We start from the raw sequence: 19,602 nt of genomic DNA on the forward strand, positions 1-19,602 counted from the left end.
GAATTATGAGTAAAGTAACTGTATTTGATCATCCGTTGATTAAACACAAATTAACAATTTTACGTGATAAAAACACAGGAAGCAATCAATTTAGACAGTTAGTTTCTGAAATAGCAACTTTAATGTGCTATGAAGTTACTAGAGACTTTAAATTAGAAGATTGCAAAGTAGAAACTCCGATAGGAACAACTACCGGCCAAACTCTTAGTGGTAAAAAGTTGGGAGTAGTTCCAATTTTAAGAGCAGGTTTGGGAATGGTTGAAGGATTTTTGAGTGTACTACCAGCAGCAAAGGTTGGACACATCGGATTGTACAGAGATCCTGAAACATTAAAACCTGTTGAATATTATTGTAAATTGCCAAAAGATGTTGAAGAAAGAGATATTATCGTTGTGGATCCAATGCTTGCAACAGGTGGTTCAGCAGAAGCAGCGATTACTTTTTTAAAAGAGCATGGATGTAAGAACATCAAATTGGTTAATATCATAGCGGCTCCAGAAGGAATCAAAATGGTTCAAGAAAAGCATCCAGATGTAGATATATACGTGGCAGGTCTTGATGAAAAATTAAATGAACACGGTTATATCGTACCTGGTTTAGGGGATGCAGGAGACAGATTATTTGGTACTAAATAGCTTTAAGGCTTTTAGTTATATACTTATGGTTTTAGAGTATTTTTCATATTCTAAAACCATCTCTAATTAGGAGGTGAAACAATGTCAGATACTGCTATATCAAAAATTAAAGAAGCTGAAGAGAAGGCTAAGCTTATTGTCGATGAAGCTAATGAAAAAAGAAAAAGCATTTTAGAGGATGCAAAATCAGAAGCTGAACAAAAATACAACGACATTATCGATGAAGCACAAAAAGTTCGAAATGAAAAACTAGAATCTTCAAAGAATAAAGCAATTGAAGAATCAAAAGATTTGGAACAAAAAGCTAAGATGAATAACGAAAGTATTAAAAACATCGACATTGATACAGTTGAAGGACTTGTAGACAAAATCGTTGAAAGGATAGTGAGTTAATGGCTATTGTAAAAATGAGCAAATTTGATTTGTATTCATTTGATTATGATAGGGAAAAATTACTCGAAGATCTTCAAAAGTTTAATTATGTTCATATTGATGAAAAGAAGGCAGATGACGAAAATCAAGGTGTAAGGAATTTAGATAATTCTGAACAAATTGTTAGCACTAGTGAAAAGCTTACCAAAGTAAAATGGGCTATAGATTTGCTTGAAAAGTATTCAGAAAAGCACAATAAGATAGACGAATTAAAACAAGGTAAGAAAACATTTAGACTAGATGAGCTTACTAAAAAAGCACTTGATTTTGACTTTGATGAACACTACAAAGAACTTTCATCTTTGGATAAACAACTAACTGAACTTGATCAGAACAATCAAACCTTGAACCAAAAAAAATCTGAATTAACTCCATGGGAGAAGTTAGATTTGGATATTTCAAAGATTGATGATTTTGAAAGGGTTAAGGTAGTTACAGGAACTGTAAGTGATAAATTCATCGATCAGTTGAAATTAAACACAAAAGATATTGAAGATATTTATATCGAAGAAATTTCTCGTAATTCAGGCTTTGTTTACTTGCTGGTTATCTCTAAGGATTATGAAAAAGCACAAGATATCCTAAGAGACAATGGATTTGTCAATATTAATATTAAATCACATGGACTTGTAAAAGATGAAATCAGAAATATTGACGAACAAATCATTGCAAATAAAAAGCAATACAAAGAAATAGAAAATCAAATTAAATCAAAAACAGATTTGACTGAACAATTTAAGATTTATCATGATTATCTTGAAAACAACAGCTTAAAAGAAGAAGCTACAAGCAAAATTAAGAGGACAGATAAGATTGATATTATCGAAGGATATGTTCCTACCGACAAGGAAAAAGATTTTGAAAATGTACTACAAAACTCATTGAATAATAAGTATTATTTGGAAATGAATCCAGCAGATAAGAATGATCCAAATGTACCAATTATTTTAAAAAACAGAGGATTTGCAAAAGCTTTTGAAAGTATAACGGGAATGTATTCATTGCCAAAATACAACGAAGTTGATCCAACACCATTATTGGCGCCTTTCTATTGTTTCTTCTCAGGAATGATGATTGGTGATTTGGGATATGGATTGATTGTATTTTTAGCAATAATCGTAGCTCTCAAGATTTTTAATCTTGATGAAAAGAAAAAACAATTCTTGAAATTCTTTATGTTCATATCAATTGCATCAATGTTCTGGGGATACATTTATGGATCGTTCTTCGGTGGAATTATACCAATGACACCTATCATTGACACAAGCAAAAACGCAATGACTTTAATAGTTTTATGCTTAATCTTTGGTTTTATACATTTATTCTTTGCATTGGGAATCAAGGCTTACATGTTGATCAGAGATCACAAACCTTTAGATGCATTTTATGATGTAGGACTATGGTATTTAATTATTATTAGTATATTAGTTTTACTAATTGGTAAGACTTTAGCATTGCCAGCTGTGGCATTGACAATTGCAAAATGGATTGCCATAGCATCAGCTGTGGGGATAGTCCTAACAGCAGGAAGAGATGCAAAAAGCATTGGTGGTAAGCTTGGCTCAGGATTGTATTCGTTGTACGGAATATCTGGCTGGATTGGAGATTTCGTATCATATATGAGACTAATGGCATTGGGCTTATCAGGAGCATATATTGCTGTAGCAATTAATATGATTGTAAAAATGATGGCTGGATCAAGTATTATAGGATTCATATTTGGACTTATCGTATTTGTGGTATTCCAAGCATTTAACGCATTCTTATCGTACTTGTCAGCATACGTTCACTCTGCAAGATTGATTTTCGTAGAAATGTTCAATAAGTTCTACGAAGGTGGTGGAGTGCCATTCAAGAAACTTATAACAGAATCAGAATATTTTAACATAACAAACAAATAGGAGGATATTATGGAAAAATTCTTTTTAGAAAACGGTGGATTAGTTTTAGGAGTATTATCAGTAGTAATAGCAGTTTTATTCTCAGGTATGGGATCTGCTAAAGGTGTAGGTAGAGCAGGGGAAGCTGCAGCTGGAGTAGTTATTGAAGAACCAGAAAAATTCGGTAAGTCATTAGTACTTCAATTATTACCAGGTACACAAGGTTTGTACGGATTCGTAATTGGTATTTTAATTCTATTCAAACTTGCTGGTGGAAGTATTTCCTTAGCACAAGGATATGTTTACATTGCAGCAGCATTACCAGTAGGAGTTGTAGGATATTTCTCAGCAATTGCTCAAAGTAAAGTAGCAGTTAGTGGTATCAATATCTTAGCAAAGAATGAACCTCAACAAGCAAAAGGTATTATCTATGCAGTAATGGTTGAGTTATATGCCATCTTAGCATTCGCTATTTCATTCTTATTAATGAACCAAATCCAAGCTTAATGGTGATTTAGATGTCTAATTTAGATAATATAATTAATGAAATTCTTGAAGATGCAAAAAAAGAATCTGAACAAATTCTAAATAATGCAAATCAAGAAAAAGAAAAAATCATTGAAACTAAAATAGACCAGGCTAATCAAGAAAAAGATACAATATTAAACAAAGCAGAATCTGAAGCAAAAGGCGTGTACGACAGACACTTATCTCAAGTTGTTTTAAAATCAAGAGATAATGCGCTTTTTGCAAAACAAGAAGTAATCGATAGTGTTTTACAAAAAATTAAAGATAAATTAAAGAATATGTCACTTGAAGATTATAAAAAATACCTAACAAATAGTTTATCCAAAATGAATTTGAATAGTGATGATTTGTTAGTATTACAATCTGATAAGTATGATAGTTTGAAGAATGAAAACTTTAATGTAAAAATATCAGATGAAACTGTTGACAGCGGATTTTGTATTAAAAGAGGTAATGTATTAATCAATAATAATTTTTCTTCACTGGTCGATTCAATGAAAGATGAATTGGAAGTAGAAATTGCAAAAACTCTTTTTAAGAAGTAGGTGATAATATGAAAAAAGAAGATTTCATACATCAATCTGCTATAACTCGTGTCAAAGAAAAGGAATTGTTGAGTAAGAATGATTATGAAAGACTGATAGATGCAAGTAATTTAGAAGAAACTGTAAGATTACTTTCGGATTCAGTGTATCAATCAGAATTTGCAAAGCTTGATAATTATAAGAATTACGATGTTGCTTTGAAAAATGAGTTAAAAAAGACTTATAAATACATGTATGATATGAGTAGTTTCCAATTTCCTGTCGACTTAATGGCATTAAAATACGATTATCATAATTTAAAAGTGTTGATTAAAGAATATCTAAAAGATGAAGATTTTTCTTCAATGTTAAGCGATATAACTAGAATTGAATTCAAAAGCATGAGAGATTCAATTAGAGAAAATACTGAAATTGAAATGGAACATTTTGATAAAGTTATCAAAGATTCAATCGCTGATTACGAAGAAAACAAAGATCCTCAAATGGTAGATATTTATGCCGACAGAGAGTATTTTGTGGAAACTTCAGAAATTGCAAAACAAATTGATTCAGATTTGATAAATGAATACGTTGAAGATTTGATAGATTTTACTAATATTAAAACTTTACTTAGAGTTCAAAACCAAAAGAAAAGTTTAGAATTTTTGAAAAAAGTCATTATTCCTAATGGTAGTATTGAATCTGAAAAGTTTGAAAGTGAATTGCATTCTGAAATTACCGAAGATAGTCCATTATTCAAACAAGCTAGAATTTACTATTATGTAAAAGAAGCTATCAGTGAGTATAAGAAATCAAATAGTTTATCTGTCTTTGAAAAGGCAATGGATGATTATTTGATGGAAAAAATCAAAGAAATCAAAAAGGTTACTTATGGACCTGAGGTTTTGTTTGGATATTTATTTGCAAAAGAAACTGAAATTAAGAATCTTAGGATTATTTTTGTAGGAAAGATTAACTCATTGAAACCTGATTATATCAGGAGTAAGTTGAGGTTAAGTTATGCGTAAAAAAGTAGCTGTAGTAGGTGATAGAGATTCTGTGTTGGTCTTCAAAGCTTTGGGAGTAGATGTTTTTGAATCTATTGAAAGCACTGATGCTAGAAAAACAGTTGATAGATTAGCAAAAGAAGACTACGGAGTGATTTTTATTACTGAACAAATAGCAGAAAAAATCAAAGAAACAATAGATAGATATAATGATAAAGTTTCACCAGCTATTATCTTGATACCTTCTAATCAAGGTAGCTTGAACATTGGAATGAACAGAATCAATACCAATGTCGAAAAAGCTGTTGGAGCGAACATTTTGTAAAGGAGAGCTTATATTGAAAGAAGGTAAAGTATTAAAAGTATCCGGACCTTTGGTAGTTGCTGAAGGAATGGAAAACGCAAGCGTATATGACGTTGTTGAGGTTTCAGACGATAAGCTCATTGGAGAGATTATTGAAATGAGAGGCGATAAAGCCTCAATTCAAGTATATGAAGAAACAACAGGAATTGGCCCTGGGGATAAAGTTGTATCTACAGGTCACCCACTATCAATTGAATTGGGACCTGGTATCTTAGAGCAAATGTTTGATGGTATTCAAAGACCATTAAAATCATTGCAAGAAAAAGCTGGAGACTTCTTGTTAAGAGGAGTTAGCGCTCCATCATTAAACAGAGAAAAGAAATGGGAATTCAAACCTGTTAAGTCTGTAGGTGATGAAGTAGAAGCAGGAGATATTATAGGTGAAGTTCAAGAAACTGAAGTAATTGTTCACAAGATAATGGTTCCAGCTAATGTATCTGGTAAAATCAAATCAATTGAATCTGGAGAATTCACTGTTGATCAAACAGTTTGCGTTGTAGAACAAGATTCTAAAGATATTGAAATAAATATGATTCAAAGATGGCCTGTAAGAAATGGTAGACCTTACAAAGAAAAGGAAGATCCAATCAGACCATTGATCACAGGTCAAAGAGTTATCGATACATTCTTCCCAGTTGCAAAAGGTGGTACTGCAGCAATTCCAGGACCTTTCGGTAGTGGTAAAACAGTAGTTCAACACCAATTAGCTAAATGGGCAGACGCTGAAATAGTTGTGTATGTAGGTTGTGGAGAACGTGGTAACGAAATGACAGACGTTCTTAATGAATTCCCTGAATTGATTGACCCTAAGACTGGACAATCATTGATGAAGAGAACTGTTTTAATAGCGAACACTTCAAACATGCCAGTAGCAGCCAGAGAAGCAAGTATATACACAGGAATTACAATTGCTGAATACTACAGAGATATGGGCTATTCGGTAGCGATGATGGCTGACTCAACATCAAGATGGGCAGAAGCTCTTCGTGAAATGAGTGGTAGACTTGAAGAAATGCCTGGTGATGAAGGTTATCCTGCATACTTGGCATCAAGAATTGCTGATTTCTACGAACGTGCTGGAAAAGTAAAATGTTTAGGTAGTGATGGAAGAGACGGATCATTGACAGTTATCGGTGCGGTTTCTCCTCCAGGTGGAGATATTTCAGAACCAGTTACACAATCAACACTTAGAATTGTAAAAGTATTCTGGGGATTGGATTACGCATTAAGTTACATGAGACACTTCCCAGCAATAAACTGGATTAACTCTTATTCATTGTATCAAGATAAGATCGACGAATATTTGGATGGTAACGTAGATAGTAATTTCTCAGATTTTAGAAAACAAGCTATGAAGTTATTACAAGAAGAATCATCTTTATTAGAAATCGTAAGATTGGTTGGACGTGATTCATTAAGCGATGAAGACCAAATCAAACTTGAAACTTCAAAATCATTAAGAGAAGATTTCCTACAACAAAATGCATTCCACGAAACAGATACATTCTGTTCATTGGACAAACAAGCAAAGATGTTGGATTTGATCTTAACATTCCACAAGGAATCTTTGAGAGCTTTGGAAGAAGGAGCTTATGTATCTGAAATTTCAAAACTTGCTGTAAGAGAAAAGATTACACGTTCTAAAAATATTCCAGAAGATGAACTACAAAGATTTGAAGAAATTAAACAAGAAATTAAATCACAAATTACCGATTTAGTTAATGGAGGTGAACGTTAATGATTAAAGATTATAATTCAGTAACAGAAGTAGTCGGACCATTAATGGCGGTAGAAGGTGTAGAAGGCGTAAAGTTCGATGAACTTGTTGAAATAGAATTACAAGATGGAGAAAAAAGACGTGGTCGTGTTGTAGAAATTGACCACGATGTAGCAATGGTTCAAGTATTCGAAGGTACATCAGGAATTAACTTACAAGAAACTACAGTAAGATTTTTAGGTAGACCTTTGGAACTTGGAGTATCTGAAGATATGATTGGTAGAGTATTTGATGGTTTAGGTAGACCAATAGATAATGGTCCTAAAATTATTCCAGAAGATAAAGTGGACATCAATGGTTCATCTATCAACCCTGTATCCAGAGATTATCCATCAGAATTTATAGAAACAGGTGTATCTACAATTGATGGTTTGAATACTCTTGTTAGAGGACAAAAACTTCCTATATTCTCAGGATCAGGTCTTCCTCATAATAAATTAGCAGCTCAAATAGCAAGACAAGCAAAAGTTTTGGGTAAAGATGATAAATTCGCCGTAGTATTTGCTGCCATGGGAATAACATTTGAAGAAGCACAATATTTCATCGGAGACTTTAACAAAACAGGCGCTATCGACAGAGCAGTATTGTTCATGAACTTAGCTGATGACCCAGCAATTGAACGTCTTTCAACTCCAAAAATGGCGCTTACTTGCGCAGAATTCTTGGCTTTTGAAAAGGGAATGCACGTATTAGTAATCATGACAGACATGACAAACTACGCGGAAGCACTTCGTGAAGTATCTGCTGCCAGAAAAGAAGTTCCAGGTCGTAGAGGATATCCAGGATATTTGTACACTGACCTTGCAACTTTATATGAAAGAGCTGGAAGAATCGTTGGAAGAGAAGGATCTATAACTCAAATTCCTATCTTGACAATGCCAGAAGACGATATTACTCACCCAATACCAGACTTGACAGGATACATTACAGAAGGTCAAATTATACTTTCGCGTGAATTATACAAGAAAGGATATGAACCTCCTATTAATGCTATTCCATCATTATCAAGACTTAAAGATAAAGGTATTGGTAAAGGCAAAACTAGAGAAGACCATGCAGATACAATGAACCAAATCTATGCAGGATATGCGTCTGGACTTGATGCAAAACAATTATCTGCAATTCTTGGGGAATCTGCATTGAGCGATGCTGACAAAGCATTTGCAAAATTTGCTGAAAGATTCGAAAGAGAATATGTAGATCAAGGTTATTATACTGATAGATCTATCGAAGAAACTCTTAATATCGGCTGGGATTTATTAAAAGAAATACCACGTACAGAATTGAAGAGAATTAAAGATGAATTAATAGATAAATATCTTGGAAATGGTGAAGGGACTGATGAGTAATGGCAAGGCTCAACGTCAATCCTACAAGAATGGCTCTGTCGGAGCTAAAAGCTAGACTCAAAACATCTTCCAGAGGTCATAAGTTATTAAAAGATAAACAAGACGAACTTATGAGACAATTCATCGACATGATAAAAGAGAACAAAGCTCTAAGAGAAAAAGTTGAAGAAAAACTTCAAAACTCATTCAGCGATTTTCTAATGGCAAGTGCAATAATGAGTCCAGAGTTTTTAGATGAAGCAGTATCATTTCCTAAAACAAAGGTAAATGTAGATATTGAAACTAAAAACGTAATGAGTGTAATTATTCCACAAATGAAATTCTCTCGTGAAGGTGAAGCTGATTCTAGTGAAATATATCCTTATGGATATGCTCAAACATCACAAGATTTGGACTTGGCAATTGACTCATTGAATTCAGTTATGGATGATATGTTGGAATTAGCTCAAATCGAAAAAGCTACACAATTAATGGCGGATGAAATTGAGCAAACTAGAAGAAGAGTAAATGCTTTGGAATATAGAACAATTCCTGATTTGGAAGAAACAATTAAATATATCAGAGCAAAGCTTGATGAAAACGAACGTGCTAATATTACGAGACTTATGAAAGTCAAAGATATTATCGCAAAACAAGAAAACGAAGCATAAAAATAGGACTGGGTAAAATAATCTTAGAATTAAATTACTCAGTCTTTTTTATGGTAATATAATTAGTAGAATGAAAAATATGTAGAGGACAGTATGAAGATTATAATTTCACCCGCAAAAACATTTAAAATTAGAAAAATTAAAAACAAAAATTGTAGTTGTCTATATGAAAGCAAGAAAAATGAGCTAGTTTCAATTATAAAAGAAAAATCAGCCGAAGAACTCAAAAATTTGTGGAAATGTTCCGACAAAATAGCAGAGGAAAGTTACAACCTTTATCAAAATTTCGATAAGGCACCAAAAGGTTGTGCGATATTAAGCTTTGACGGAATACAATATCAATACATGGATGTTAACTCATTGGATGAAAATAAATTAGGATATCTGGAGGAACATCTCAGAATATTATCGGGACTTTACGGAATACTTAGACCATTAGATGAAATATCAAAATATAGATTGGATTTTGAAGACAAATTAATTAATCTGTATGAATTTTGGGAAGATGAAATAAGAAATCACTTTAAAGGTGAGGAAATAATCGATTTGGCATCAAAAGAGTATGGACAGAATATTTACAAATACTTAGATAAAACACCTGTTAAGATTGATTTTAAAGAAGAAGTATTTGTAGAAGGAGATATTAAATTAAAGACAAAAGCAACTCCATCTAAAATTCTTAGAGGGAGAATGGTAAATTATATAGCAAGAAATAATGTTGAAGATATTGAACAATTGAAGAAGTTCTCTTGTGATGGATATAATTATTCTGAAGATTACAGTGATATAAATAAGCTTGTTTTTGTGAAATCAAAAGTGTCTGATTAATTAAAAAAGACTTTGTTTGTAACATGTGTTAAACAAAGTCTATTTTTTGATTTTTTTGATTTTTGTTTTGTATTTGTTTCTATAATCGTTAGGTGTAACTTTCACCACTCTACGAAATGCCTGATCGAAATAAGATTGGGAATTGAATCCGCAGAGTTTTGCTATATCATTGATTGGCTTGTTTGATGTTTTTAATAACAACATAGCAGATTCCATTCTTCTGTTTAGCAAAAATTGCATTGGAGTTTTACCGTAATGATTTTTGAATTCGTGGATTAAATGTGACTTAGAGACCATAAATTTTTCTGAAATAGAATCTAGTGTGATTTCTTGATTGAAATTTTCATAAATATAATCTTCGACATGTTTAGTAAATGAATCTTGTGCAGGATCATCCATTGTGAATTTTAAATCGCCACGTCTTTGAATTTCTGTAATCAAAATACTAATCAAACAAGAGCACACTCTTTGATATCTAAATCTCTTGTACTTGGCTTCTTCCAATATTTTGTTGATATAATACAAAATTACCATATCACGGTCGTTGATGTGATTGTGTTTGATACTAAGAACTGCTTTATCTTTTTGTTCTGTATCGAAAGATACTTCAGAAATAGCTAGTGTATAGAACTCAAAACTTTCTGATTTAGAAATTTCTGTAATTCTGGAACCCTGATTTACTATTAATACATCAAAAGGAAGAATTTCTATCTTTTTGTCATTTACAATAAAAGTTCCATTTCCTTTAAGACAATAGTACATTTGATAAAAAGGAAGTATTCCTCTTTTCACTTCTTCATTCATTTTAAGTTCTGTTTTAGAAATAAATAATAACTTGATGTACAAATCATCTCTAGGCTCAATCTTGTAAAATTCACTATTCATTTTCTTTTTCCAAGCAATCCTTGCATATTCCGTTAATCAAAATATTTGTAGAATTGATTTTGAATCCTTTCAAATCGGAACTTTCAACTGTATTTTCCGTATTAAAATTGTAAATCTTGCCACATTTATCACATTTAAAATGTCCATGAGTTTCAGTCGTTATGTCGTATCTTAGCTCTGAGTTATCGATGTTAAGTTCAGATACAATACCAGCTTTCACGAAGACTTTAACTGTATTATAGATAGTTGTTCTAGATAATGTAGTCAATTTAGGAGCTAAATTTCTGTAAATATCATCTACAGTTGGATGAATATGATGATTTTCCAAATAATCTAAAATTACAATTCTTTGATATGTAGGTTTAATACCATTGTCTAGTAATTTTGTTCTTAAATAATTTCCATTGTTTTCCATAATAATTTCCTTTCAAATAACGCTTTTTATTATATCAGCTAGAAGATATACAAGTCAAACCACTTGAAATATATTTGACTTCAATGTAGAATATATAGGATAAAAAATCAAAGGAGTGTTTTATGAAAAGAATTATTGGAGTAGACGAAAAAGTATCTCCAAAGATGCTAATACCTCTAAGTATTCAACATACTTTCGCTATGTTTGGAGCGAGTGTATTGGTGCCTATAGTTTTGGGGATTAATCCTAGTATTGTTTTATTGATGAACGGTATAGGTACACTGTTATTTATTTTGATAACAAAAAGAAAAGCACCGGCGTATTTGGGAAGTAGTTTTGCGTTCTTAGGACCTGCAACCATAATAATTGGACAATCGGGATTTCGTTATGCACAGGGAGCTTTCGTTGCAATAGGACTTATTGGATGTATTTTAGCATACATAATTTATAAATTTGGAACGGATTGGATTGACGTCGTTCTGCCTCCTGCTGCTATGGGAAGTGTTGTAAGTTTGATAGGATTTGAACTTGCACAAGCAACTGTTTCTGGTGGTAAGATCGGTGCAAATATCATGACAGATACAAGAACTACAAATGATGTTATAGTTTTCTTGGTTACATTGTCAGTAGCAATCTTAGGTTCTGTTTTATTCAAAAAATTCTTAGCTACAATACCGATATTAATCGCAATTATAACAGGTTATATTGTCAGTGTAGCATTAAAAATGGTTGATTTTACACCGGTAATGCAAGCATCATTATTTACATTACCTAAATTTCAACTTCCAATATTTGACCTAAAATCTATAATCACAATGTTGCCTGTAATTTTGGTAATAACAAGTGAACATATTTCACACCAAGTAGTTACAAGTAATATCATAGGAAGAGATCTATTAAAAGAACCTGGCCTTCATAGATCGATTTTTGCAGACAACTTTTCAACTGCATTATCTGGATTTATAGGCGGAGTTCCAACAACAACTTACGGTGAAAATATTGGCGTAATGGCAATTACAAAAGTTTATTCAGTTTATGTAATTGCGGGAGCTGCTTGTATATCAATTTTGATGGCATTTATTGGACCATTATCAGCATTAATATCATCGATACCAGGAAATGTAATAGGTGGAGTAACATTCTTGCTTTACGGTATGATTGGAACAAGTGGTATCAGATTATTAGTAGACCAAAAAGTAGATTACTCACAATCCAAAAACTTAATATTAACTTCTGTAATATTTGTAACTGGACTTTCAGGATTGAAAATAAACTTCTTGGGAGTATCATTATCAGGAATGGTTCTAGCATCAGTTGTTGCAGTAGTATTGAGCTTACTATTCTATGTATTTGATAGATTGGGAATAATGAACGATTAGTAAGTATAATTAGTGGACTTTTATTAGTTCACTAATTTTTTTATTGAAAAATAGCTTTCGTATCATTTTTTCGCAAGTTTATGTATAATTTTAGTATGAAGGTTTTAATTATAGAAGACGATAAAATAATTTTAAATTCACTTAAAAAATATTTAGAAAATTGGGAATACGAAGTGTTCACAAATTCTGGAATAGATATTATGGAGGATGTCAAGAATATAAAGCCAGATATAATATTGATGGATATTATACTTCCTAGTTTTAACGGATATTTTTGGTGCGAAAAAATACGAAAAACAACTGATATTCCAATAATTTTCATATCTTCAAAATCAGAGGATTTGGATATAATAATGGGAATGCAGATGGGAGCTGACGATTATATTACAAAGCCATTTAATTTTGATGTACTTATGGTAAAAATCAACGCCGTAATGAAAAGATATTACGGAAACAACATCATCAAAAGCGTTTTGGAGTTTAATGATGTCATGCTTTTCGTGAATGAATTCAGATTAGAATTCAATGACAATGAAATTAATCTCACAAAAACAGAAATGCTAATTTTAAAATCGCTATTTGAAGCTAAAGGTGAAATAGTCACTAGGGAAAAATTGATGGATAAATGCTGGCAAAATGATTTTTTCATAGATGATAATACTTTAGCTGTGAATATCAATAGAATAAGAAAAAAATTAAACAAACTTGGCTTGGACGATTTCTTGTTGACTAAGAAATATTCAGGATACTATTTAAATGATGGAAGAAATTAAAATGGATAAATTAATGTGTTTTTTAAAGAAAAATCTCAATTCTATTTTGTTTTTTGTGTCAATAAATGCTATTTATTTTATGGTTGTTTATTTGAACAATGTAGACCTAAAAGTGTTTTTACAAGGTTTTGAAATCTGTTTGATAGTATTTCTAATTTATTTGATGATTAAATACTTAGATTTTCAAAAGGAATTGTCAAAAGATGAGAAAATAGAAGATTTGGAAATGCAAATTGAAAATATTAGAAATCAGTATATTTCTTGGCAAAAAGATATCCAAGAATATTTTTCTATGTGGGTACATCAGATTAAAACACCGATAACTTGCTTGGAAATTCTGACAGATGATAATAAAGAAATGAAGATGCAACTAAAATCAATCGACAATTACACGAATATGGCTATCAATTATTTGAAGTTAAATTTGCACGAAAAAGACATGGATATAAGCGTTGTCGATGTGGATAATTTACTGAATATTTTAGTCAAAAAATACTCACTTTTGTTCATAAACTCACATATTAGCTTGGATTTTAGAAAACACGACATAAAATGCATTACAGATAGCAAATGGTTAAGTGTTTTATTGGAACAAATCCTCTCTAATGCGATTAAATATTCTGAAAATTCACAGATTATCTTAGATTCATTCAAAAAAGATAATGCTGTCGTGATTTTAATAGAAGACAAGGGAATAGGGATTCCAAAGGAAGATATCAATAGAATTTTTGATAAAGGATATTCGGGATTTAATGGAAGATTAAAACAAAAATCAAGTGGCTTGGGATTGTATTTGGCGAAATCTATCGCAGATAAACTAGATATTAGATTGAAAGTCGACTCTGTTGTAGGTCAAGGCAGTAAATTTTATATTATTGTGAATAACTAATCTTACAATTTTGTAAGATTGAGTGATTTTTGTTAGTTTAGATAAATGCTACTTTTTCTAAATTCTTTTAACATATAGTTATGGAGGGTGTTATGAATATTTTAGAATTAAACAACGTAAGAAAAGTATACAAAACGAAAAATGTTGAAACAGTAGCATTAAAAGATGTGAATTTTTCTGTAGAAAAGAATGAATTTATAGCGATAATGGGAGAATCAGGCTCAGGTAAAACAACTTTACTTAATGTAATATCGACATTAGATAAGCAAACTAATGGAAAGGTTGTGTTAAATGGCAAAGATATATCCACTTTAAAAGAATCGGAAGTTGCAAAGTTCAGAAGAGAAAAGCTGGGATTTGTATTTCAAGATTTTAATTTATTGGATATTTTCTCAAACAAAGACAATATATTTTTGCCGATGGTGCTTTCAGATTATAAGCCAAAAGAAATGGAGCAAAGATTGTCTGAAATTCAAGGTTTGTTAGGAATTGAATCTTTTGTGGGCAAATATCCTTATGAAGTTAGTGGTGGACAAAAACAAAGAATTGCTATTGCAAGAGCTTTGATTACAAAACCAGATTTGATATTGGCAGATGAGCCTACAGGGGCATTGGATTCAAAATCATCTGAAATGATACTTGATTTATTTACAAAAATCAATAAATTAGGACAAACTATACTTATGGTTACTCATTCTGTGAAGGCAGCCTCGTTTTCAGATAGGGTAATATTCATAAAAGATGGTGTCGTGTTCCATGAAATATACAAGGGGAATAGCAACAACAATGAATTTATGGAGAGAATAAATGAATCCTTGACAGTTATTAACAATAGAGGTGTAGATAATGAATTCTAAATTATCTACAAAATTTGCTCTCAAAAACTTAAAAGCAAACAAAATTGTAAATATTCCATATGTTTTGTCAACGAGTATTATGGTGGCGATTTTGTTCATTATGATATCTCTATTAGATAATAAATACGTTATGCAAAAAGACCAATTTGGAGCGATAATAGTTTTCGGATCAATTATTATTGCGATATTTACATTTGCAATTATTATGTATGCGAATAGGTTTTTGATAAAAAGAAGGTTTCAGGAATTTGGATTGTATCGTGTTTTCGGATTGGAGAACAGGCATATCAATAGAATTTTGCTAAAAGAAAAGTCGTTATTTTTTGTGATTATTTCAATCCTAACAATAGTTTTTGGGATTACATTGGGAAAAGTATTGTTCTTGGCAGTTGGAAAATTGATGCAAGAAAATTTCAGCATAATGCAGTTTGGGATTTCAACCAAAGCAGTTATATTATCACTACTATTTAATCTTGTAATTAGTGTGTTAACATTTATCTTCGATATATTAAATATAAAATCAGCTACAACTAGGGATTTATTTGCAAAAGGACAAAAATCGGAATCTGAACCAAAAGTCAAAGTAGTATTTTTCATTCTAGCAATAATTCTAACTGCAATTGGTTATTACATTGCGTTGACAATCGAAGGAAGCTTGGAAAGCTTGTTGATGTTTTTCGTGGCAAGTTTACTTGTACTGTTTGGAACGTACTGTGGATTTGTTGCAATAACTATTTTTGTACTAAAAATGATGAAGAAAAACAAGAATTTCTTCTATAAATCGAAAAATTTTATTACAGTTTCTGGAATGCTTTACAGAATGAAATCAAATGCAGTCGGATTAGCTAGTATTGCAATTTTGTGCACAGGAGTTGTAGTATCATTGTCGACTACAATGGCGATCTACAACAGTGCAGAAAAAGTTGTCGATTCAACTGTAAACAGAGATTACAAATTGACTGGGACGATTATACCAGATAAGGATTTTTCTAAAAATATCGAAAAAGAAAAAACTAGATTAAAAAATTTAGTCACAGAAAAAACAAATCCTAAAAATGAATATTATCAAGTTAGCACAATGATTTTTGCAAACCTTGAAGGTAATAAATTCACAAGAATTGGAAAGAATAATGACAAGCCTATCTATATTATGATTCAAACGTTGGATTCGTTTAACAATAAGTTTTCCAAAAATTATTCTTTGAAAGACGGAGAAATTTTATTGAATTCAAATTACATGAAATATATAACATCAGATAAGATAACACTGGGAAGTGTTGATTATAAATTCAAAAAAATTGATGAGCTTGAAGGAAGAAATATCGCTGTGGATATGTTCTACGTCGTAGTGAAAACTGATGAGGATTTGGTAAGATTTTGCAATGATTTCAAAATTCCAGCAGAAGATAATTCAGGATATGATCAATTTTATGTAGGCGTATCTTATTTTTGGAATTCAGATAAAAAGCTAGATGGAAAAGAATTTATCTCTAAAGACAGTTCTCTTCAATTTGTATCTAGACAAGAAACAAAAACAGGAGTGTACAGTTTGTTTGGAGCGTTCTTGTATATTGGCTTCATTATAAGTTTTGTTTTATTAATTGGAACTTCAATTATTGCATATTACAAACATTTGTCAGAAGGAATTGAAGATAGAAAAAACATTCAAACAATGAAAAAAGTCGGACTGTCAAACAAAATGATTAAAAAGACATCATCGCAACAAATATATTGGATGTTCTTCTTACCGCTTTTTGTGGCAGTGATTCATTCTGCAGTTGCATCAAAAATGTTGTATCAATTGTGCGGAATTTTTGGAATAAGAAATATATCTGAATTTGCTATTCCGTTTGCGATATCAGTAGTTATAATAATTGTAGTGTATTTCGTAATATTTAAAATAACAAGTAACGTCTACTATAATTTGGTAAGCGAAGAAGAATAAACTGGAGGAAACTCCAGTTTTTTCGTTGTGTGTTTTAAAAAATAATGGTTTCGTGATAAAATAGGAATATCAACTAAGAGGGGTTTTAAAATGAAAGTAGTTAGAACTGAAGATGCGGTAGGTCACATTTTACCGCACGATATGACTAGAATTGTAAAGGACGTGGTCAAAGAGAGAGCTTTTAAAAAAGGTCACGTTATTACAGAAGGAGATATTCCTGTTCTTCTAAGTATGGGCAAGGAACATATTTATGTTATGGAATTGGAAGATGATGATTTACACGAAAATGATTGTGCAATTATTTTGAAAGATATTTGTATTAATCAACATATGCATTCATCTGATATAAAAGAAGGCAAGATAGAAATAGTTTCTGATGTGGATGGATTTTTGAAAGTCGACAGAGATAGGTTATTCAAGTTAAATTCAATTGATGACATATCCATTGCAACTGTTCTTGGCAATCAACCAGTAAGAAAAGGACAAAAAATTGCTGGAATGAGAATTATCCCGCTTTTCACAAAAGAAAAAATAATGGATGAAGCTAAGAAAATAATGAATGGTGTTCCTATTTTGGAAATCATTCCATTTGATAAGACAAAAAAATGTTCAATCATTACGACAGGATCTGAAGTGTACAAAGGTCTAATCAAAGATCAATTTGGACCTGTGTTAAAACAAAAAATGAAGGATTACAATTGTGAAGTAATAAATCACGTCATAGTCGACGATAATAGTGAAAATATTACACGAGAAATTAATAAGGCACTAGAAAACAAATCCGATATAATTTTGGTTTCAGGTGGAATGAGTGTCGATCCAGATGATATGACACCAAAAGCTATAAAAGATTCCAAGGCAGAAGTGATAACTTACGGTTCTCCTGTACTACCAGGTGCGATGTTTATGTTGGCTTATAAAAACGATACTGCAATTATGGGACTTCCAGGTTGTGTAATGTTCAATAAATCTACAGTTTTCGACATTATTTTGCCTTATATTTTTGCAAATATTAAAGTTACAAAAGATATGATTAATAGTTTAGGTTATGGTGGTTTTTGTATGCAATGTTCAGAGTGTCACTTCCCAAATTGTGAGTATGGTAAAGGGTTATGATTGGAAAAGTAATAAACGAGAAAAAAATATATTTATCGGCAGCAATTCTTGTAGCTTCGTTGATTTTTGGGGTTTTCATTAGAAAACAATCGGGTCTTTCATTCGAACCGAAAATAATGAATTTTGCACAAAATCTTACAGATAATTTTACTTTTTATATTTTTAAATCATTCACAATACTTGGAAATTTCAGCACGTATTTTTTGATATTAGCTATTAGCTTATATTATTCAAAACGTATTGGCAAGAATTCGTTTTTTTCAATAACATTAATTTCTTGTTTAATTGGCCTTGTATTTATGAATGTGTACAAATATAGTTTTGTGAGAGTAAGACCGTTAGATTTTTTCAAAATAGAACAAGGTGGTTACAGTTATGTTAGCGGTCATAGTTTGGTAAGTACAAGCTTTTATTTTACTTTGAGTTATTTGTTATGCAGTTTGAAAAATTACAAATTCATTTATTTGAGAATAATTCCATTTGTAATTGCTTTTAGTAGGTTGGTTGTGGGAGTGCATTGGCCAACAGATGTGTTTTTTGGAATGTTAGTGGGATATGTGTGTTATCTAGCTACGATTTTTGTGGCAGAAAAATATATAATAAAATCAAATAAAAATCTTGATGAACTATAAATTTATTTTTATAGTTCATTTTTTATTGGAAGTTTCCTACTATACATTTGAACTTGGTTGGTATAAAATTTAATATGAAGTATTAAAGGAAGGATTAAAAATGAATAAATACGATTGGTTTGTAATAATAAGTAGCATTGTTCTGTTATCGATTACTTTTTTTCTTGGATTTGTTGTATTAAAAGACAATGAAACAAATTTGGATAGAAGATTAAAGGAACATTTTACTAAAATGGGACACAATTCCCTTATTGCGATGATGGCAAAAATTACAAAGTTTGGAAATGTTGAAACACTTATGATTATAAGCATTCCAATAGTTTTTTTCACTGTAAGTCAGCATAACTATGTATCAGCATCAGCTATAATTATGAGCGTTATGCTAAGTGTTATAGCAGTTCACACTTTAAAATTTATATTTAGAAGAAAAAGACCAAAAGTTACAACCGGTATCAATTATATGGGATATTCTTTTCCAAGTGGACATTCATGTGTTAGTATGAGCTTTTATTTGACGATTGCTTATGTGCTAAGTTATGGATATAAATTTTTCTTCGTGACGATGTTGATTGCCATTGTGTTTGCGTTTATGATTGCCATTTCCAGAATTATTTTGGGAGTACATTGGTTTACGGATGTCGTAATAGGTAGTTTTATTGGGCTAATATGTGCATATTGGTCTATATATATGTTCAGAATGAATTATTATTTTACATTTATTTTTGGTTAGGAGTGAA

At 31.2% G+C, this 19,602-nt stretch carries 21 protein-coding genes; 19 read left to right on the top strand and 2 right to left on the bottom strand.

The window, feature by feature from the left end; translation table 11 throughout:
• The first annotated feature begins 5 nt into the window (after window positions 1–5).
• The 11 genes from upp (at window position 6) to yaaA (ending at window position 9,974) form a co-directional block, all read left to right on the top strand.
• Window positions 6–635: a uracil phosphoribosyltransferase gene (upp, locus tag GKG01_RS05790; RefSeq protein WP_110058019.1), complete on the top strand. Its 630-nt coding sequence runs from the start codon at window positions 6–8 to the stop codon at window positions 633–635.
• A gap of 81 nt (window positions 636–716) precedes the next feature.
• Window positions 717–1,028: a hypothetical protein gene (locus GKG01_RS05795; RefSeq protein WP_094208833.1), complete on the top strand. Its 312-nt coding sequence runs from the start codon at window positions 717–719 to the stop codon at window positions 1,026–1,028.
• On the top strand, window positions 1,028–2,968 hold the full coding sequence (locus GKG01_RS05800; RefSeq protein ID WP_154271790.1) for a V-type ATP synthase subunit I: 1,941 nt from the start codon (window positions 1,028–1,030) through the stop codon (window positions 2,966–2,968). The genes GKG01_RS05795 and GKG01_RS05800 overlap by 1 nt, the downstream gene beginning before the upstream one ends.
• A gap of 9 nt (window positions 2,969–2,977) precedes the next feature.
• Entirely contained in the window at window positions 2,978–3,454 is a 477-nt protein-coding gene (locus GKG01_RS05805; RefSeq protein ID WP_002836815.1) for a V-type ATP synthase subunit K, read from the top strand.
• 11 nt (window positions 3,455–3,465) lie between these two features.
• Window positions 3,466–4,020, top strand: a complete 555-nt coding sequence (locus GKG01_RS05810; RefSeq protein ID WP_154271791.1) for a V-type ATP synthase subunit E — start codon at window positions 3,466–3,468, stop codon at window positions 4,018–4,020.
• A gap of 8 nt (window positions 4,021–4,028) precedes the next feature.
• Window positions 4,029–5,027 carry a V-type ATP synthase subunit C gene (locus tag GKG01_RS05815; RefSeq protein ID WP_094224888.1) on the top strand — a complete coding sequence of 333 codons (999 nt, stop codon included), beginning with the start codon at window positions 4,029–4,031 and terminating at the stop codon, window positions 5,025–5,027.
• Window positions 5,020–5,331 carry a V-type ATP synthase subunit F gene (locus GKG01_RS05820; RefSeq protein ID WP_002836812.1) on the top strand — a complete coding sequence of 104 codons (312 nt, stop codon included), beginning with the start codon at window positions 5,020–5,022 and terminating at the stop codon, window positions 5,329–5,331. Before GKG01_RS05815 ends, GKG01_RS05820 begins: the two co-directional genes overlap by 8 nt.
• Window positions 5,332–5,344: 13 nt before the next feature.
• Window positions 5,345–7,108 (top strand): V-type ATP synthase subunit A, encoded by a 1,764-nt coding sequence (locus tag GKG01_RS05825; RefSeq protein WP_154271792.1) that lies wholly within the window; start codon window positions 5,345–5,347, stop codon window positions 7,106–7,108.
• Entirely contained in the window at window positions 7,108–8,496 is a 1,389-nt protein-coding gene (locus GKG01_RS05830; RefSeq protein WP_002836810.1) for a V-type ATP synthase subunit B, read from the top strand. The genes GKG01_RS05825 and GKG01_RS05830 overlap by 1 nt, the downstream gene beginning before the upstream one ends.
• Complete coding sequence (locus tag GKG01_RS05835) at window positions 8,496–9,146, top strand: V-type ATP synthase subunit D (RefSeq protein ID WP_094209964.1); 651 nt, start codon at window positions 8,496–8,498, stop codon at window positions 9,144–9,146. The genes GKG01_RS05830 and GKG01_RS05835 overlap by 1 nt, the downstream gene beginning before the upstream one ends.
• A 93-nt stretch (window positions 9,147–9,239) precedes the next feature.
• Window positions 9,240–9,974: a peroxide stress protein YaaA gene (yaaA, locus tag GKG01_RS05840; protein ID WP_154271793.1), complete on the top strand. Its 735-nt coding sequence runs from the start codon at window positions 9,240–9,242 to the stop codon at window positions 9,972–9,974.
• A 39-nt stretch (window positions 9,975–10,013) separates the two neighbouring features.
• Here yaaA and GKG01_RS05845 read toward each other — a convergent pair whose 3' ends face one another.
• Both GKG01_RS05845 and GKG01_RS05850 read right to left on the bottom strand, forming a co-directional pair.
• A complete protein-coding gene (locus GKG01_RS05845; RefSeq protein WP_094207332.1) occupies window positions 10,014–10,859 on the bottom strand; it encodes an AraC family transcriptional regulator in 846 nt (281 codons plus the stop codon).
• Window positions 10,852–11,274: a Fur family transcriptional regulator gene (locus GKG01_RS05850; protein ID WP_094207331.1), complete on the bottom strand. Its 423-nt coding sequence runs from the start codon at window positions 11,272–11,274 to the stop codon at window positions 10,852–10,854. The genes GKG01_RS05845 and GKG01_RS05850 overlap by 8 nt, the downstream gene beginning before the upstream one ends.
• A gap of 122 nt (window positions 11,275–11,396) precedes the next feature.
• On the opposite strand from GKG01_RS05850, the gene uraA reads away from it, so the two are divergent.
• The 8 genes from uraA (at window position 11,397) to GKG01_RS05890 (ending at window position 19,595) form a co-directional block, all read left to right on the top strand.
• A complete protein-coding gene (uraA, locus tag GKG01_RS05855) occupies window positions 11,397–12,653 on the top strand; it encodes a uracil permease (protein ID WP_110058025.1) in 1,257 nt (418 codons plus the stop codon).
• A gap of 95 nt (window positions 12,654–12,748) precedes the next feature.
• Entirely contained in the window at window positions 12,749–13,426 is a 678-nt protein-coding gene (locus GKG01_RS05860; protein WP_241684750.1) for a response regulator transcription factor, read from the top strand.
• A 1-nt stretch (window position 13,427) separates the two neighbouring features.
• Window positions 13,428–14,315 (top strand): sensor histidine kinase, encoded by an 888-nt coding sequence (locus GKG01_RS05865; protein ID WP_241684751.1) that lies wholly within the window; start codon window positions 13,428–13,430, stop codon window positions 14,313–14,315.
• Between the two features lie 92 nt (window positions 14,316–14,407).
• A complete protein-coding gene (locus GKG01_RS05870; protein ID WP_110058028.1) occupies window positions 14,408–15,172 on the top strand; it encodes an ABC transporter ATP-binding protein in 765 nt (254 codons plus the stop codon).
• Window positions 15,162–17,117 (top strand): ABC transporter permease, encoded by a 1,956-nt coding sequence (locus GKG01_RS05875; RefSeq protein ID WP_154271795.1) that lies wholly within the window; start codon window positions 15,162–15,164, stop codon window positions 17,115–17,117. Before GKG01_RS05870 ends, GKG01_RS05875 begins: the two co-directional genes overlap by 11 nt.
• Before the next feature lie 90 nt (window positions 17,118–17,207).
• Window positions 17,208–18,233: a molybdopterin-binding protein gene (locus GKG01_RS05880; RefSeq protein ID WP_154271796.1), complete on the top strand. Its 1,026-nt coding sequence runs from the start codon at window positions 17,208–17,210 to the stop codon at window positions 18,231–18,233.
• On the top strand, window positions 18,230–18,865 hold the full coding sequence (locus GKG01_RS05885) for a phosphatase PAP2 family protein (protein ID WP_154271797.1): 636 nt from the start codon (window positions 18,230–18,232) through the stop codon (window positions 18,863–18,865). Before GKG01_RS05880 ends, GKG01_RS05885 begins: the two co-directional genes overlap by 4 nt.
• A gap of 100 nt (window positions 18,866–18,965) precedes the next feature.
• On the top strand, window positions 18,966–19,595 hold the full coding sequence (locus tag GKG01_RS05890; protein ID WP_094224876.1) for a phosphatase PAP2 family protein: 630 nt from the start codon (window positions 18,966–18,968) through the stop codon (window positions 19,593–19,595).
• Window positions 19,596–19,602 lie beyond the last annotated feature (7 nt).

It is taken from the genome of Finegoldia sp. BIOML-A4, assembly GCF_009679635.1.
GTDB classification, from domain to species: Bacteria; Bacillota; Clostridia; order Tissierellales; family Peptoniphilaceae; genus Finegoldia; species Finegoldia magna.